The organism is Moraxella bovoculi 237 (assembly GCF_000696305.2).
Classification (GTDB): Bacteria; Pseudomonadota; Gammaproteobacteria; order Pseudomonadales; family Moraxellaceae; genus Moraxella; species Moraxella bovoculi.
Window position 1 is genome coordinate 1 of the sequence record NZ_AOMT01000024.1, and the last position, 16,972, is coordinate 16,972.

General features: G+C 45.1%; 18 protein-coding genes and 2 tRNA genes. 8 read left to right on the forward strand and 12 right to left on the reverse strand.

What is annotated here, in order from left to right:
• Window positions 1–88: 88 nt before the first annotated feature.
• From MBO_RS06085 to MBO_RS10175, 3 genes are all read right to left on the reverse strand, one after another.
• A complete protein-coding gene (locus MBO_RS06085; protein ID WP_036365631.1) occupies window positions 89–382 on the reverse strand; it encodes a barstar family protein in 294 nt (97 codons plus the stop codon).
• A complete protein-coding gene (locus MBO_RS06090; protein ID WP_152545120.1) occupies window positions 379–2,187 on the reverse strand; it encodes a DUF637 domain-containing protein in 1,809 nt (602 codons plus the stop codon). Before MBO_RS06090 ends, MBO_RS06085 begins: the two co-directional genes overlap by 4 nt.
• A gap of 200 nt (window positions 2,188–2,387) precedes the next feature.
• Window positions 2,388–2,516, reverse strand: coding sequence for a hypothetical protein (locus MBO_RS10175; protein WP_257791639.1), 129 nt, complete (start codon window positions 2,514–2,516; stop codon window positions 2,388–2,390).
• Between the two features lie 123 nt (window positions 2,517–2,639).
• Here MBO_RS10175 and MBO_RS06095 point away from each other — a divergent pair, with 123 nt between their 5' ends.
• Entirely contained in the window at window positions 2,640–2,855 is a 216-nt protein-coding gene (locus MBO_RS06095; protein ID WP_036365747.1) for a helix-turn-helix domain-containing protein, read from the forward strand.
• Between the two features lie 226 nt (window positions 2,856–3,081).
• Here MBO_RS06095 and MBO_RS06100 read toward each other — a convergent pair.
• A tRNA-Gly gene (locus tag MBO_RS06100) sits at window positions 3,082–3,157 on the reverse strand.
• A gap of 23 nt (window positions 3,158–3,180) precedes the next feature.
• Window positions 3,181–3,256, reverse strand: a tRNA-Gly gene (locus tag MBO_RS06105).
• A gap of 375 nt (window positions 3,257–3,631) precedes the next feature.
• Here MBO_RS06105 and pgsA point away from each other — a divergent pair.
• Window positions 3,632–4,279 carry a CDP-diacylglycerol--glycerol-3-phosphate 3-phosphatidyltransferase gene (gene pgsA / locus MBO_RS06110; protein WP_036365634.1) on the forward strand — a complete coding sequence of 216 codons (648 nt, stop codon included), beginning with the start codon at window positions 3,632–3,634 and terminating at the stop codon, window positions 4,277–4,279.
• Window positions 4,280–4,317: 38 nt separating this feature from the next.
• Here the strand turns inward: pgsA and MBO_RS06115 are convergent, their stop codons facing one another.
• Genes MBO_RS06115 through nadR form a run of 3 tightly spaced genes read right to left on the reverse strand, consistent with a single transcriptional unit; the run spans window position 4,318 to window position 6,545 of the window.
• Window positions 4,318–4,746 carry an Mpo1 family 2-hydroxy fatty acid dioxygenase gene (locus MBO_RS06115; protein ID WP_036365638.1) on the reverse strand — a complete coding sequence of 143 codons (429 nt, stop codon included), beginning with the start codon at window positions 4,744–4,746 and terminating at the stop codon, window positions 4,318–4,320.
• Window positions 4,747–4,779: 33 nt separating this feature from the next.
• A complete protein-coding gene (gene pnuC, locus MBO_RS06120; protein ID WP_036365642.1) occupies window positions 4,780–5,523 on the reverse strand; it encodes a nicotinamide riboside transporter PnuC in 744 nt (247 codons plus the stop codon).
• A gap of 11 nt (window positions 5,524–5,534) precedes the next feature.
• On the reverse strand, window positions 5,535–6,545 hold the full coding sequence (gene nadR / locus MBO_RS06125) for a multifunctional transcriptional regulator/nicotinamide-nucleotide adenylyltransferase/ribosylnicotinamide kinase NadR (RefSeq protein WP_036365646.1): 1,011 nt from the start codon (window positions 6,543–6,545) through the stop codon (window positions 5,535–5,537).
• Window positions 6,546–6,795: 250 nt separating this feature from the next.
• Here nadR and MBO_RS06130 point away from each other — a divergent pair, with 250 nt between their 5' ends.
• The 4 genes from MBO_RS06130 (at window position 6,796) to glyS (ending at window position 10,544) form a co-directional block, all read left to right on the forward strand.
• Window positions 6,796–7,038: a PspC domain-containing protein gene (locus tag MBO_RS06130; RefSeq protein ID WP_036365649.1), complete on the forward strand. Its 243-nt coding sequence runs from the start codon at window positions 6,796–6,798 to the stop codon at window positions 7,036–7,038.
• Between the two features lie 106 nt (window positions 7,039–7,144).
• Window positions 7,145–8,086, forward strand: coding sequence for a glycine--tRNA ligase subunit alpha (gene glyQ, locus MBO_RS06135; protein ID WP_036365652.1), 942 nt, complete (start codon window positions 7,145–7,147; stop codon window positions 8,084–8,086).
• A gap of 38 nt (window positions 8,087–8,124) precedes the next feature.
• On the forward strand, window positions 8,125–8,379 hold the full coding sequence (locus tag MBO_RS06140; protein WP_052585341.1) for a hypothetical protein: 255 nt from the start codon (window positions 8,125–8,127) through the stop codon (window positions 8,377–8,379).
• A 77-nt stretch (window positions 8,380–8,456) separates the two neighbouring features.
• Entirely contained in the window at window positions 8,457–10,544 is a 2,088-nt protein-coding gene (gene glyS / locus MBO_RS06145; protein ID WP_036365656.1) for a glycine--tRNA ligase subunit beta, read from the forward strand.
• A 68-nt stretch (window positions 10,545–10,612) separates the two neighbouring features.
• Here glyS and MBO_RS06150 read toward each other — a convergent pair whose 3' ends face one another.
• The 3 genes from MBO_RS06150 to MBO_RS06160 form a co-directional block, all read right to left on the reverse strand.
• Complete coding sequence (locus MBO_RS06150) at window positions 10,613–13,567, reverse strand: insulinase family protein (protein ID WP_036365660.1); 2,955 nt, start codon at window positions 13,565–13,567, stop codon at window positions 10,613–10,615.
• Between the two features lie 671 nt (window positions 13,568–14,238).
• Window positions 14,239–14,676, reverse strand: a complete 438-nt coding sequence (gene dtd, locus MBO_RS06155; protein ID WP_036365663.1) for a D-aminoacyl-tRNA deacylase — start codon at window positions 14,674–14,676, stop codon at window positions 14,239–14,241.
• Between the two features lie 420 nt (window positions 14,677–15,096).
• On the reverse strand, window positions 15,097–15,273 hold the full coding sequence (locus MBO_RS06160; RefSeq protein ID WP_152545121.1) for a chlorhexidine efflux transporter: 177 nt from the start codon (window positions 15,271–15,273) through the stop codon (window positions 15,097–15,099).
• A gap of 79 nt (window positions 15,274–15,352) precedes the next feature.
• On the opposite strand from MBO_RS06160, the gene asd reads away from it, so the two are divergent.
• Both asd and MBO_RS06170 read left to right on the forward strand, forming a co-directional pair.
• Window positions 15,353–16,189, forward strand: a complete 837-nt coding sequence (gene asd / locus MBO_RS06165; RefSeq protein ID WP_036365666.1) for an archaetidylserine decarboxylase — start codon at window positions 15,353–15,355, stop codon at window positions 16,187–16,189.
• A gap of 165 nt (window positions 16,190–16,354) precedes the next feature.
• Complete coding sequence (locus MBO_RS06170; protein WP_046698657.1) at window positions 16,355–16,567, forward strand: type II toxin-antitoxin system RelB/DinJ family antitoxin; 213 nt, start codon at window positions 16,355–16,357, stop codon at window positions 16,565–16,567.
• A gap of 37 nt (window positions 16,568–16,604) precedes the next feature.
• On the opposite strand, the gene MBO_RS06175 is transcribed toward MBO_RS06170, so the two are convergent.
• Complete coding sequence (locus MBO_RS06175; RefSeq protein ID WP_160169672.1) at window positions 16,605–16,955, reverse strand: hypothetical protein; 351 nt, start codon at window positions 16,953–16,955, stop codon at window positions 16,605–16,607.
• Between the last annotated feature and the right edge of the window lie 17 nt (window positions 16,956–16,972).

Here is a 16,972-nt window from a genome sequence, read left to right on the forward strand (position 1 = left end):
TGCAAAACCCAATAAATTCAATGAGTTACATCATAATTCTAGGTTACACTATCGCTGGTTGTCTTATGAGCTATAATCAGCCTGAAGTCTATTTTATTATATAATCAAAACGATCTGCCCGGCCAAAACTCTCATCTTGCTCCTTAACTCTTTGTAAGACATTAATGATTTGGTAGAATACTGACGCGCCCATGAATTTTTTTGAATTTTCAGAATTATTCCAAATAATACAAACTGGTCTTTCCACCCCCCCAGAAAGCAAATCCCAAAGAGCATTAAGATTATGCCCATAAAACTCTGTTACATCACACTGAATTGCTAAGGTTCTATGAAAATCTTTTTCAGTTTCAACAATATTACCATCAATCATAATTTGATTCATTTCCATCTCCCTATAAAAGTTACAGATTGATAATGGTCTGTTGTAATATATAATAAACCATCGTTTGAATACAAGAGTCTTGTACCTGGTTGTTTTGATCTGGATATGGTATTTTTAAGACCAACATCCGCCTCATACCAGATTCTCCTAGGTGCATTAGGTACAACACTGGGAGTATTCCAAAAAACATCTCCTCCAATTTGCTTACCTGGGTTTGTGCTATTTAAAGCCTTTCCTGTTTGCCATCCATCTTTCCCCGCCTCAATTTTTGTGATGTAATGACTAGGCAACCTTCCATTTGAGCGCAAGCTCTCAATAAGAGAGTTTGCTGCTTCAGTAGTTCTAAGATCCAAATTTAGCCTCATGCCACTATAAGAGCTGGTAGCATACCCATTTACATGGCTAACAGTGCCAGATAAACTTAGTTGATTGGTAGGGACTGCTTTTTTACCAATAGGCACAAACATTAAAGTTCCAGCCACAACCTGAAAAGAGCCTTGTCCTGTTTTTCCTTGTTTAACACTCTGAATGCCGCTTGCTATCATAGTGCTGCCTGTGGCAATGCGAACAACATTCATTACCTTTCCAGGAGCTGCAAATACAGCATCACCACCCAAAGATGCAACATCACTAACCTGCTTGTTTATATTGCGTTGTGTTGCAGCATTCCAAAACATTTTTTCATGTTCACCACCTGTGCCCCTATTAAACAGATAGTCATTTGGCTTTAAGGTGGAACCGGTATGATTTGTTAGCATGGACTGAATATGTGATAAACTACTGCCACCAGCATAATAGTAGTTTAGTATGTCTCCTAGTGCCATCAGTTCACTATGGCTGAGTGATGATGGATTTTGCCTGTATTTATCTATTAACTGATTTCCAACTTGGTCTAAAATAACTAAATTGGTTAATTCTTCAGCCTCAGCCAAAGTCATTTTATATTGTCCGAGAATATTTTTGCCTCGTCCCTGAATTTTTTCGTAGAGATTATAAAGTTTGTTGAAGTTTTGTTGGGTTAAAGCATTATTTTGAACCGCCTCCGCTGCCACACCAGCAGCCACATTGACATCTTCTCCAGCATAAGCGGCAGCGATGCCTGCAATCAGTTTGGCTTGGCTGATGAGTTTGTCTTTTTGTGCTTGGGTTAGGGTGTTTGGGTCATCTACTTGATAATCACCCACCATCTCACCGATGATAGCACCGATGCTGCCCGCTTCACAACGATTTCCTGCCGCTTTGGCAGATAGACAGCCTGTTAAGCCTGCGGCAAGTTTATGGGTAATGTTATCTATTAGGGTATCTTTGTCCAGTGGTTTGACATAATCGGTAAAGATCTCACTGGCGACAGCATTGGCAACTTCACCACGCAGATTTTTAATTAATGACTTTTCAAGACTGGTACCATATATGGCACTTTCAAGCAGCGCAGTTGAAGTGGCGTTGGCGATACCTTTGCTGATTTTATGGCTAAAATTGTGGGAGTTGGCTATATCACCCACACCAAGACTTTTTGAGAGTGTTTGGTTGATTTTGCTACCAATCCCAGCGCTGGCAATGGCAAAGGTCAGTTGCTTGATGTTTTGTTTACTACCAAGCTCCTTTAATGTTGCCTTAATATCTCCTTGATTGTTGATAAGACTGATACTGGCTGTGCTGACCAGTGATCCAAATGCAGCAGAGCTCATCGCCCCCAAAGTACCTGCTGTGCTAGCAGCGATGCCAGCATTAGTTGCTGAACTCACAATAGATGCCGAAAGTTCCGACCCAAGACCACCTGTCGCATAAGCCACTGCAATCGCCACAATGGCTGCTCCAGCAGGTGTCAAGCCTTGTTGTTTGTAGTTCCATTCATCGTTACTTAAGATGACTTGTTGCCAGTTGATGTCATCACGGTTGATGAGTTCGTTTAGATAGCTATACTCTGATTGACTGGCAAGGGTGATGATTTCATCTTTGAGCTGTCTTTTTTGAACATCCTTTTCTGATATGGGGATTTGGACATTTAGACCGCCTTTGGCTTCAAATGCACACCTTCAAGCAAAACACTGTCTTTTAATTGGTTACGAATGGTTCTCTCATCATACTTGATGCGATGGGAAAGCTCTTGAGTTGTGAGGTAGGTTTGTGTCATAATGACTCTCCATTTAAGATAAAGTTTTCATTAGTAATATCTTTGTTATCACTAATGAGCATATTTTATCTTATAAAATTATCATTTGAAAGTATTTTTTTATCATTTATGGGATTTTTTTTGATGATTAAGCTCAATTTACCAGTTTTATTTGCCCAAAAAGGCATACGAGTAGCCGATGCAGATCGAATGTCAAAATTAGGACGATCTACATTGTATAGAATGTACAACAACGAAGTGACTCGTATAGATTTTGAATCTCTGAATGAGCTTTGCAAATTGTTAGACTGCACACCAGGAGACATCATTATCTATGAAAAAGATGATGAGAATAAATAAAAAAATAGGCAAAATGAAAAATGGGGGTTGGTGTCAATTCAGGCTTTTTAAAAAATATGAAATTTTCACGATGGTCACGTTTTGGTCACGTTTTGGTCACGCAAAGCTCTAAGCACGAATCGCCTCTCTTTCCCTGAGTAATTTTTTATAAATAAATTTTTATTATAACCCATTGAATTTAAACAATAAAAAAGCCTAAATCTTTCGATTTAGGCTTTTTAGAATTTGGAGCGGGAAACGAGATTCGAACTCGCGACCCCAACCTTGGCAAGGTTGTGCTCTACCAACTGAGCTATTCCCGCAATGTTGCGATGTATTGAAAATTTGGAGCGGGAAACGAGATTCGAACTCGCGACCCCAACCTTGGCAAGGTTGTGCTCTACCAACTGAGCTATTCCCGCAATTTTCAAGATTGTCAATTCAACAAATCATTGCATGGGTGCGTATTATATAGATTTTTATTCATACGTCAAGATTTTTTTGATAAAAATATAAAAAATTTTAGTAAAATTTTAAAAATATCATTAATTTCAATCAGTTATAATTTTTAAAAAATTAAAAAAGCCCACCAAAAACAAAACATGGCGGGCTGAGGAAAACTATCAACAAGTCTTAGACATAGATATGGGGGCGATATCCATATAATCAAGCCAAAAGCCATGATTGGTCGCGCGAACAATAAAAAATGACAAATAAATTGGCAAAAATCGTCAAAAGTAAGGTATCATAAGCCCAAAATTATCCACCCAACAGCCAAGCAACGAGCAAAGTCAACCATGACCCAATCAAGCCACGCCAAGGACACCATCTTTAACCTGCCCAATAATCTGACCATCGCACGCATCGTGATGATTCCGCTTTTTATTGCCATTGCTTATTGGCCGCCTGCGCTTGGTATCGGCGTTCCTGCCATTCCTAATAACGCCATTGCGCGCCTTGGGATGCTTGAATACAGTGACAGCATGCTTAGGCATTTTTTATTGACTTTTTTGTTTATTTTGGCGGCGATTACTGATTGGCTGGATGGATATTTGGCGCGTAAGATGAACATTACTTCCGCCTTTGGTCGATTCCTAGATCCCGTGGCGGACAAGCTGATGGTCGCTGCCGCGCTCATCATTTTGGTGCAGTGGCATCCTAACATCGTCATGGCAACCTGTGGCATCGTCATCATCTCGCGTGAAATCGCGGTGTCTGCACTTCGCGAATGGATGGCAGAATTGGGCGCAAGAACCAGCGTGGCGGTATCTTATGTCGGTAAATTAAAAACCACCTTCCAGATGATCGCCATCTCAGTGCTGCTGCTAAACTGGCAAAGTCTAGAGATTCTAGGTTACATCCTGATGATCATCGCGGTGCTTCTGACGCTGTGGTCGATGATGATCTACCTAAAAGCCGCTTGGCCTTATCTAAAAAAACCTTAGAAAAAACCCATCATCGCGATGGGTTTTTTTGTTGACGTTTAAGCTTTTTTAAATAAATTCATGGCAACCCAAGCAGGCCCGATGAGTAAAAACTGCAAATCCTCAAAGAAAGACGGCTTAGCCCCTTCTATCTTATGCCCGACGAACTGCCCAATCCACGCTACCACGAAGATGGCAATCCACACGCCAACATACCAATTAACCAAAAGCACAAAGCCAACACACAGCGCAATGAATACCGTCATCGCCAAGAACAGTGATAAGGATAATCTAAGATAGAACCACAGCACACCGCCAGCAGCCACAGCCATCAATATCGGGCTAATATTCATGATCAAAGCCACAATGGTCAAAAAAATCACAGGCACGCAGATGACATGAATGAGCTTATTGGTGTGGTCTTGATGGCTGACCGCGTATTCATCAAGCCACGACTGTAGCGACTTATTACTTACGAGTAACGACATACAAACTCCTTTTATTCATCAATCAAGCAGCAATTATGACTGCTGCTCGCTTCTTTGCCAACCGTACAATCCCACAACGGCATTAATCTGATACACCATGGTCTGAATGGCGAAGATGATGTTGCCCGACATGATATTGACAATCAGCCACACGAAATTCACACCAATCCACAGCCACCAGTTGAACGAATAACGCAGAATCATCGTCACCTGAGCCGTGATAGACAGCACGAACGCCACCACGTTAATCCAAAAGAAGCTCACCCCAAAGAACCGACTGCCATCATCTTCGATCACGCCATAACCCTGGGCGATGAGCCATTCATTAATCACAGGAAACAGCATCAGCCCGACTGCGACGAATACAGCCGTTACACCCCAGATGTATTTGTTGGCGGTCTTGGGAATCATGTTGCCATCATCATCGGTGTGCCCACGCCAATTAATCATGCCATAGACATGGGTAAAAAAGTTAAACATCGGCGCAAGCATTAGCCCGACCGCACCAGACGTGCCCTGTACGACAACCTCGCCTGCCGTCGCCAGCACGCCTAAGCCATTACCAACCAGATTCTTACGAAATGACAATCCCACCACGCATAAAAGCCCGATGATAGACACGCCAAAATAGAACCAATCCAATCCTGAATGTGCTGTGGTACGCCAAAATCCGGTAAACAGTGCTGCCGCCCCGAATATGAACCAAGTCAAAATCCACTGCTTCGTCCAATCCTTCTCACCAAAACCTGTGATATTATCCAAAAATGCAATCTTCATCCTACCCTCACTCATTGCACGCTGTCATGCGTTAATCTAAGCACATGATCATCAATATATCGAACCGCTTGCAGATATCTTTGATGATAATCATCATCGTCTATCATATAAGGCGATATCCTGTGTCGCTCGAGCACCGTCAATAATCTTGTGGCGAATCGAGAACGCTGCTTTTGACTGCCTAGGCGGCGCATGCCATCTGCCACCCATTTGACATTATTGTCCAGATAGATGGTGTGATCCATGCGCATCTCATCGGCCAATGCTGAGACCACAGGATGGGTACGCCCCTCGTATTCTTCACAGAACGCCTGCGTGGTTACAAAGTCTGTGTCCACCAGCACGATCGGTGCTGTGGCGTGTTTTTTGGCATCTAGGATGGCGCGCGCATGATTCACTGCGATGGCTGTATAATCTGCATACTGAAGACCGACCTCCGTGCCACCCAGATCACTGTGCGTGTATAGGCGTCCCATCTCCAGCGCAACTGTCGCCCCATAGTGATTAGCAAGCTTATGCACTAAGGTGGTCTTGCCTGAACTTTCACCGCCAACGATACACACCGTCTGCACATGGTCGGACTTGGCGGACGGTGCTAATTTATCAAAGTATAAAATGGGATTGGCGCCAATATCTAATTTATCATACTCATTGGTGACTAGCGCTGATTTGTGATTCGTGTCTTTTTTGATGAATGTGATCACATCAGCATCAGCAGAATCAGTAGCCACCTTGGCTAGCACCTGCTGAATGATCGACTCATCGGGCAGATCCCCTTGTACATAATCACCCGTTACGGGTAGCTCAAGACTGTCCGATGTATGCACCTTAATAAAATTAAAATACTCACACGCCACCTGCACCCATCGAGCCTTATCCTGCAAGGTCTTGGTATGATACTGATGCTCGCTGGGCGTGACAATGATGTGCAATGTGTCGCACCGCCCTGCAGCGATGTTAATGTCCTGAAGATGTCCCAAATGCAGCGGCTCAAACCGCCCCATCAAAAGCCCTATACTCATGAAAATCCTTGTATGCCAAAAAATTACGACGCCTTATTAAAGACTAAAAATCTAAAAGATTCGTCATTATAACAAATTTCCACACCGTCCACGACAAAAGCCCAAAAAGATTACAAAACAACAAAACGCCGCTTAACGCTTAGCATTTGGGTTTTGTAGTGCTTTGGTAACTTAGGCTGATTTTAAATTGAAAATCGCACTAATAAGCCTCAAATTAATAGCAAGCCAATGAATTGTTTAAGGAATAATCATGACCAAAATGACAAAATTACACCGCTCAACCAAACACCGCGTATTAGCAGGCGTACTTGGTGGCTTTGCAGAATATCTGGGCTGGTCGCCAACCACTGTGCGCGTGTTGTTTTGGGCGGTCATTATCTTTAGCGCAGGCGTTACCTTGCCTATGGCATTATTCGCCTATCTGGTGATGTGGCTAGTCATGCCTGAAGCCACACCTGCTTCATATGCCATCGAGCACGAACACCGCTACTAAGCTACCTTACTAACAAAAACCACGTGAAAACGGTGGTTTTTGTTTTTTGTCATTGGTAAATTATGCTAAAATACGGATAAATTTTTACCCATAAAAGTGACTAATCATGAAAACGCCATTAACCTTTCAACAAATTATCCTAACCCTACAAAACTACTGGGCAGAGCGTGGCTGTGTGGTCTTGCAACCTTATGACATGGAAATGGGGGCAGGGACGTTTCACACCGCCACATTTTTGCGTGCTTTGACGCCCGAAAAATGGAACGCTGCCTATGTGCAACCGTCTCGCCGCCCAACCGACGGACGATATGGCGACAACCCCAACCGCTTGCAACATTATTATCAATTCCAAGTCGTCTTAAAGCCAAACCCTGCCAATATCCAAGAGCTGTATTTGGGTTCTTTGCAGGCGTTGGGTATTGATACACTAACCCATGACGTGCGTTTTGTGGAGGACAACTGGGAGAGTCCAACTTTGGGTGCGTGGGGGCTTGGCTGGGAGGTGTGGCTAAACGGCATGGAAGTTACTCAGTTTACCTATTTTCAGCAGGTGGGCGGTATTGAGTGTTTCCCTGTAACGGGTGAGATTACTTATGGGCTTGAACGCCTTGCCATGTACATTCAGGGTGTGGACAGCGTTTATGACCTTGTATGGACGGACGGCGAGTTTGGGCGTGTTACCTATGGCGATGTGTTCCACCAAAACGAAGTGGAGCAGTCCACTTATAATTTTGAATATGCAGACGTTGTCAAACTCTTTGAATTATTTGACTTTTATGAGCATGAAGCCGACCGTCTGGTGGGCGTAAATCTGCCCCTGCCAGCCTATGAAATGGTGTTAAAGGCAAGCCATACCTTTAACCTATTGGACGCTCGTGGGGCGATTAGTGTTACCGAACGCCAACGCTTTATCCTACGTGTGCGGACATTGGCTCGTAAAGTGGCGGTCAGCTATGTGCAAGCTCGTGCTAAACTGGGCTTTCCATTGGCAGATGATGAGCATAAAGCAGAAGCTCTTGAAAAATGGCTTGCCAAAGAAGAAGATTGATTTGAACATCACAACCATTTGATTAACTAGGACACATCATGAACACCAAATTGATTAAATCACTATCTGTATTATCACTTATCGCTCTTTTAACCGCTTGTGGCTTTGGCGATAATAACGATAGTGCAAACAACGAGCGTGAAAACGACCGCACCGAATATTCCGACCGTCAAGCTCGTGATAATGACGATGACAGAAATGACAATCGCAATGACGACCAAGACGGCGACAGAGATAACGATCGTGATAATGATGATAACGACCGTGATAATGACGATGATGACAAAAATTAATGCCAAATAAATATCACATCGGTTATTGATAAAAACCTATATCGTGTTTTATAGTTAATTAAATGTAAAAGGTTAAAATGAGCACAATCCTATTTGAACTTGGCTGTGAAGAGTTGCCACCAAAATCCCTAAAAACCCTACAAAATGCCCTATACGACCACGTCAAAAAGGCATTGGGTGAGCAAAACATCGCTTTTGATGACATTAAGGCATTCTCCGCTCCACGCCGTTTGGCACTACTTATCAAAGGCGTGGGCGACTATCAGCCCGACCGCACCGAAACCAAAAAAGGCCCAAACATCAAGGCGAGTTTTGATGAGGCAGGCGAGCTGACAAAAGCAGGGCAGGGCTTTTTGCAGGGGCTTAACGCAAACGGCTTAAACCTTACCAAAGACGACTTGATCACAATTAGCGACAAAAAAGGCGAATATGTCGCTTATACGCTTACCATCAAAGGCGAGAAAGTTACCAACCTGATGCCAAGCCTTATCCAAAAGGCATTGGACGACTTGCCGATTGCCAAACGTATGCGTTCTGGGGCGAGCAAGGACGAGTTTGTCCGTCCTGTACAATGGGTGGTACTCATGGCAGACGATACCGTCATTCCTGCGCGCATTCAAGGACATGACACAGGCAAGCAGTCTCGTGGTCATCGCTATCACACCCCTGATTTTTTTGTGATTGACCATGCCGAGCATTATGAAAGCCTGCTTGCTGAGCGGTTTGTGGTGGCGGATTTTGCCAAACGCCAAGCCAGCATTGTTGAGCAAGTCAGTCAGCTATCCGATGAAGTGGGGGCAGATGCCATTGTGCCTGCTGATTTATTGGACGAGGTTACCGCCCTTGTGGATTATCCTGTGGCAATGAGAGCAAGCTTTGATGAGAAATTTTTAAGCGTGCCACAAGAAGCATTAATCAGCACGATGCAAGCTGACCAAAAGTATTTTTGCTTGACCAAAGACGGAAAATTACAGCCTTATTTTATCTTTATCAGCAACATTGACAGCCTTGATAAATCTGCGGTGATTTTGGGCAATGAAAAAGTGGTACGCCCACGCCTGTCGGACGCTGAATTTTTCTTTTTACAAGACCAAAAACGTCCGCTTGCCGACTTTGCCGAAACCCTAAAAACCCGAGTATTCCAAGACAAACTTGGCACGATTTGGGAAAAGGGCGAGCGTATTGCCAAACTGTCCGCCTTTATTAGCGAAAACCTGCGTCCGCACGGTTGGGACGTGCCGACCGATGATGTGGTGCGAGCGGGGGTTTTGGCGAAAGCGGATTTGGCGACCACGTTGGTGGGCGAATTCCCCGAATTGCAAGGCATTGCAGGGACATATTATGCCCACAAATCAGGCGAGAAAGCGGACGTGGCGAACGCCATTGCCGAGCAATACCTGCCCAAATTTAGTGGCGATGAATTGCCAAAAACCCCAATCGGTATCGCCCTTGCCTTGTCCGACCGCCTAGACACTTTGGTGGGGATTTTTGGCATTAACGAAGCTCCGACAGGCTCAAAAGATCCATTTAGCCTAAGACGGACAAGCATTGGCGTTCTGCGTATTTTGATTGAAAATAAACTGCCATTAAATCTAGCGAGCCTTGTGCGTGAAGCGATTGCTAATTTTGGCGATAAATTAACCAACGCCAACACCTTTGATGATGTCATGGAATTTGTGGGTTCACGCTATCGTGCCATGTACACCGAGCAGGGCGTGAATGTGGACACCATTCAAGCGGTGCAAGCGATTAACCCACAAAGCCCGCTTGATTTTGATGAGCGTATCCGTGCCGTGCAGGCGTTTCGTGCATTGCCACAGGCACAGGTGCTGGCAGAGAACAACAAACGTGTTGCCAATATCCTTGCCAAAGCCGACAACGTGGGCGAGAATGTAGATGAGAGCCTATTGACCGAGACGGCAGAAAAGGCGTTGTATCAGGCGATTTTGAGTGCCAAAGAGACGGTGAAACCCTTGCAGGACAATGCCAATTATCAAGGAGTATTGACCGCCTTGAGTGCCTTGGCAAGCCCATTGACCGACTTTTTTGATAATGTCATGGTAAATGCCGATGATGAAAATCTCAAAAACAATCGCCTAGCCTTGCTTGGGCAGGTGCGTACGCTGTTTTTGAGCGTGGCGGATATTGGGGTGCTTCAAAGCTAATCTGTATGCCACATCAAAAAGCCTTGCAAGACGCAAGGCTTTTTTATTGATCATGCCAATTTTTTTGATCATGCCAATTTTTTGATCTTAAATCCAAGCTCTGCCATTGCAGATTCTTGCTCTAGTGGTGCAAGACTTGCCTTGGTGCATGGCTTATCTTTTAGGTAGGTTTGTGCGACACGCTTTAGATCATCGACACTTACTGCTAGGATTTTGGCACGCAGCGCCTGCTGATATGCCTTATCACGCCCATGCAGCTCACCAAAGCATGACTTAACCGCCTCGCCCGCTGGGGATCCAGGCTTGTCCATGCCTGCGACGATGCCCAAAATCGCCTCTTCAAGCTTTTCATCATCATGATCGTTATCAAGCAACCAATCAATGCTTGCCATGAAGTGATCAAAAGTCGCAACGCAGTTCGGATCGCGATAGCTGTAGAATTTAAATGCTGCTGCATTCGCATCAAAGCTAGCCCCGCCGCCATACGCTCCGCCTTTCTCACGGATGGTGGCATGCAGATAGCCATTACGCAAGAATGGTGCAAGCACCATCAGCGCAGGCGCATCATCGTCATCTGACGTGGTCGCAGCATAGACGGCAGCATTATGATAGACATTCGTTGAGATGAGCCAAGCAATGTCATCTTGAGCGTCATCCTCGATGATGCCTGTCAAAGCATCAAAAGGCAGCGGCGACGTCGATTGCTTACCAGATGCCTTGCGATTCTTCAAAGTTCTGGCAATCTTATCGCTAATCACGACTGCAGAGTCGGACTCACAGACTAAGATCACATCCTTAGGTAGGCTGGTGATGGCATCGTGCAAGGCTACCAATCGCGCGCATAAGACCTCCCATTTATCTTCATTCTCATCCGCTAAGAACGCCTTTAACGCACTTAGTGCAGGTAAGCCTGAAAAGGCATATTCAATCTTAGCAAGGCGGCTCATATTGCGACTGGCTGTCTGCATGGCATAAGCATGACCTGCACCCGTAAGACGCGATTGCCAGCTGGTTTGTTTTTGTTGTAGGAGCTCACGAATGCGATCCGTCTCGGTGAATATCGTCTCATCCAGTACTTCACTCACCAGATTAACGGCGTCTAGTTTGCGGTTAAGCGCACGGGTTGCCACCACAAAATAACTGCTCATCTTGTCTTTATCCGCCACATCGGTTCGCTGACTGATGCGCGCCGTCACCCCCGATGAGCACGCTGCTTGCACCGCTTGGAATTCACGCGCGTCACGCTGATGCGTCCCCACCTCTGACAGTAGCGTCAGATAAATTGGCAGCAATGGGTTATTTAAAATATCGTCAGCAGCATCGCCCAAATCAGCGACCACCTGATAATAATACAGCCCATTCGTGCCCGCATGATATTCATACAACGTGCGCGTGTCGCCGTCGATGTTGATGGGTTTTTTGATGGCGTGTGTAAAGGCGACATCACTTGGAACGTCTGACAGACCCACTTTCGGCAGTAAGTTCACATCATCAATCATCGCTTGGCGCGCCTGTAGTTCAGCAGTTTTTTGTTGGATGATGGCACGCGCCTCGTTGCTAAGTGCCTCATTGAGCTGGTCAAGTGCCGCCTGCTCATCATCGATGAGCCTTTGGGCTTTGTCTTTGTCAGGTGAAGCAGTTAGGCGCACGCGATGTGGGTTGTCGATCAGGTGTTTTTTGATGAGTGATGGCACGAATTTAGGATCCTTCGCCTGCTGTCTTAGCCAGGTCAGATGCTCATCAATCTGCCACACATCCAGCGGATCACCACCGTGCACCACCGTGCTAAACGCCTCAAGCATCAGCGTCAAGCCATAAGGCATGCTGTCACCACCGATGTGTCTTTGGTCAAGCTCTATCTGATGTAGCACCGTCTCGATGGTCTCATCATCAACACCTTCTGCAGCGACTTTTGAGAGTAGATCTAAGATGCCTTGCTCCACATCATCGGCATATTCGACGTCCGAGCCTCGCACACCAGCATAGAACACCATCTCATAATGACTGTCATCTAAGCCAAGCAGCGGACTTGGCGCCACAGACTGTGGATAACTCTCAAGATAAGCACGCAGTGGAGAGCCTGAGTGCTCCACCAAAACCCCCTCCATCAGGCGCAGTGACAATCTTTCACGGGGGTCGCTGATGGTTGGTAATAGCCACGACAGCACATGGTGGGTCATCTGTTTGCCGTTATCATCAGCGGTATAAGTATCAAAGGCTTGTACAGGCTGGGTCAGGCGTGTCTCTAGGGCTGAGATGAACCTTTTGCCCACTTTAGGACGGCTGATGTCATCAAAGCGCACCAACACATCATTCTGCAATTTGTCCTGAATGTCTTTGGCAGGAATGTCCCCAAAGCTCATCACGATGGCGTTCGATGGATGATAATGCGCCTGATGGAATTTCACCAAATCGTCATGGGTCAGATTAACAATGTGCTTAGGATCGCCACCAGAATTATAATGATAGGTCGTCGTCGGGAACAGATGATGCGTCAGTGCATAATACAGCTGATCGATCTCACCGCTCATCGCGCCCTTCATCTCATTAAAGACAATGCCGTGATATTGTGGCTTGCCCGCTTCATCCAGCTCAATGCGAATACCCTCTTGGGCAAAATCCAGCTCATGAATATTGGGGAAAAAACACGCATCCACATACACAGACAGCAGATTAAAAAAATCATTCTTGTTCTGAGTGGCGAACGGATAAACCGTCCAGTCCGCTGCCGTCATGGCATTCATAAACGTCTGCAAGGAACGCTTAATCATACTAAAGAACGGATCGCGCACAGGGTATTTTTCAGAGCCACACAGCACCACATGCTCCAAGATATGCGCCTCACCGCGCGATGTCATCGGCTGCGTGGCAAAACCGATCATCAGTGCATTCTCGTCATTATCATATGCCAGATGATAATGCATGAGCCCCGTTTCTTTGTGGCGATAATATGCCACGTCGATGTTTAGTGCGTCGATTTTCGTTGTTGATATGAGTTCAAAAGCAGGATTGTTGGCGGTCATGAGTATCCTTAATAATTGTTCGTATGGATGAATAAAGTCATCAAAAATCGCTAGTTTAGCATAATTAATTCAAGGTGTTGAGATTAAAATCACACAAATCACCACATCTCATTTAATGCCGTCAAAATAAAAAATCGCAAGTGGTTTAGCTTGCGATTTTTATATTTATCGAAGGTTTAAGATAAGGGGCTGTACTGGTATAACATTGATGTTGCTATAGTACAGCCCCAAACTTTTTAAAAAAAGCAATATCAACAATAAATCCCATGGTGCGAATTAAACTTATAAAATCAAAGACCCACTACTACGGCGTAGCAGAATCCGCATCACGCACCAATATGTTTTTAGGCATTGCAATTGGTGATAATTTTGGATAAATTTGTAGGGGGTAAATTGCAATTTTACCTTGTCAAATCATCAAATTTAGGCTCTTTGGTGGTTGGTGTAGATTCGCTGAAAGTCAGATGAATATGTTTGATGTTAATCCAGAAATTATTGAAAGAGCTCTTGAAGGTGCTTAGCACTCAAAAACTTTAGAGCATTACCAAGAAGATAAAGAATACTATGCTTTGGACTTCTCTAAAGAAGAAAATGTGAGATTCGCCATAAAAAAATGGTTAAAGAATGGAGATGGTCGCAACTGGAGAAATAATGAAAAACCTATTTATCAATCACACGTCAAGCAAAAAATTAATCGGGCCGTCATTGACTGCCATGACCGCCATATTCGCCCCAAATTCGCCTGTGGCAACGCTTGGATGGGCTTGTTTGGCATAATTTACCAGCTTATCAAACAATGCCCTTGCGTCATCTGGGGGCATGGCAGGGGAGAAGTCGGGACGGCGACCCTTGTCGGTTTTTGCCATTAGGGTAAATTGCGACACGAGCAATAAGCCACCGCCCACATCGGACACTGATTTGCCCATTTTACCGTTGTCGTCTTCAAAAATGCGGTAGGCGATGATTTTATCCACCAGTCTGCACGCTTTATCAAAATCATCATCTTTGCCAATGCCGATATAGGCAAGCACGCCTGATTGGATCTGTCCGATGATTTGACCGTTCACAGCGACATGGGCGGACTTAACTCGTTGGATTAGGGCTTTCATGGGTTTTTCCTTTGGGTTGGGTTTAAATGGGGGTGTTGGGGCGATTTATTTTTTTGCTAAAATTTATTCTAGTGCAAATTATGATTTTTGGGCGAATAAATTGCTCCTACACGCTTACTATTACAAAACTTATTTTAATGGAACAATGCCATATTTTAAAAATTACCTTGCCCGTATCTTATACCGCACCCAATCATACCCCCAATTAAAAAGTAGCGTATATACCCCAACCACCGCCACCACGAATATCCATAACAAACGCCATCCACAGCCAGACATCTAGGGCGTGGGCAATCGTCGGCACGGTTGCCAAAACAGCCCACCTTCAAACAAGCCCATATGAACAAGGCGAGTGCCAAGCAAGCGGTAAAGGCGTTCGCCCGTTACCACTTTGTCAAACAAAAAATTAAACACCATGTTTCACGCCACCGCCAGCACCGAGATTACCACCGCCAAACCTGTAGCATGGGCATGGCTATGGTTGTCGCCAAACAGGGCAAAAACAGCCACCGTCAGCCCAATCGCCCCAATCTCAAACAGCACGGCATGAAATAGGCGTTCTTTAGCAGTCATGGGATCGGTTGGGGTGTTTGACATAAAATTTAGCAAAATATAACGGTTATTATAGCAAATATCGGTTAAAATAGCCCAAACCCGTTTTTATTTTGGAAAAATCATGAACCTATTTACCCTAGCCCAAAATCTTGCCCCACAGCAAACCCTATCAGAAGTGGCAGGCTACCTTGCCAAAAGTCAAAATCCGTACATCAAAAAAGCCTTTGTCCATACTTTTGCCAAAGCCTATAACATTGATTTGGCAGAATATGAGCGTGGCAATTTGGATGATTATGACAGTTTCAACGACTTTTTTACCCGTGAATTAAAGAGTGGTATGCGACCAATTGACGAGACGGCAGACGGCATTGCCTGCCCCGCTGACGGTAAAATCAGCCAAATCGGAGCAATCACAAACGGGCAAGTCATTCAAGCCAAGGGGCGAGATTATGACGTGGGGCAACTTTTGGCGGATTTTGAGCTCGGTAAGGCGTTTGTGGACGGCTCATTTGCCACGATTTATCTTGCCCCCACCAATTACCACCGTGTACATATGCCCTTTGACGGTACGTTGGTTGCCACACGCTATGTGCCAGGGACGTTGTTTTCGGTCAATAACACCACCGCCGAGAACGTGCCTGATCTGTTCGCCCGTAACGAGCGGTTGGTGTGCGAATTTGATACCGCTTTTGGGCGTGCGTGCGTGGTGCTGGTTGGGGCGATGATTGTGGCGGGGATTGAGTCTGTGGCGACAGGGGCAATCAAACGCACGCCCTACATTCAGCACCGCACGCATGACATCACTTTGAGAAAAGGCGATGAGCTTGGGCGGTTTTATCTGGGTTCTACCGCCATTATCGTGCTACCCAAATCGGCAAATGCCATATGGGGTGATGAGTTTGTGCATGGTAAGACGGTGGTAATGGGGCAGAGGATTGGACAAGTTACACAGTCTTAATTTATCAGTTAAACTTGCCAAAATGGTAGGGTGCGTACTATGCACCATTTGCCCAATCATTACAGCTTGGCATAAATCAAACCGAAGGCTTGATTTATGCCAGTTTTCATTTTGAAATAAAGAAAAATCGTTAGATTGTCATTAGTTTTATAAGGAAAAATAACGATGAGTAATAATTTTAACATGAGTTTTGACCCTACCACCAAAGAACAATTTGCCAAAGTGGTTGGTGAATATGGCTTGACTGTGCCACAAGCATTTAAATTATTTGCCAATCAAGTCATTAAAACAGGGGTTATCCCTTTGTCCTTTGATTGGGCGAAAAATGACAGAATCCCCACCGATAAACTGCTAAATGCCATTAGCGAGTTGGAGTAGGGCGATGTGCTGATCTATGACAGCTTGGACGATTTTGTTAAGGCGTACGACACCACCCCCAAATTATAATGTGCCATGAAAAAAAATCATAACCACACGCCAGTTTGACAAGGATTTGAAGGCTTTGGGTTATCAAGCGAGCTGATAGACGTATTGCACGCTCTAATTCATGACACGCCTCTGCCGACTGTCTGGCGGACGAGATACAGGGCATTTTGGGCTTGACGGTGGATGTTAGTGAGATGATTGGTAAATTTAAACTGAGCCAAAACCGAGAGCAGGGTGATTTTGACAGCGTGGCGCAAGGTTTGACCGATAGCGGACAAGTAGGGCTGGCGGAGGCGGTTGCCAGAACGCGCGAATAGGCTAGGACGGATTGGCTGAGCACATCTGACTGGTAAATTT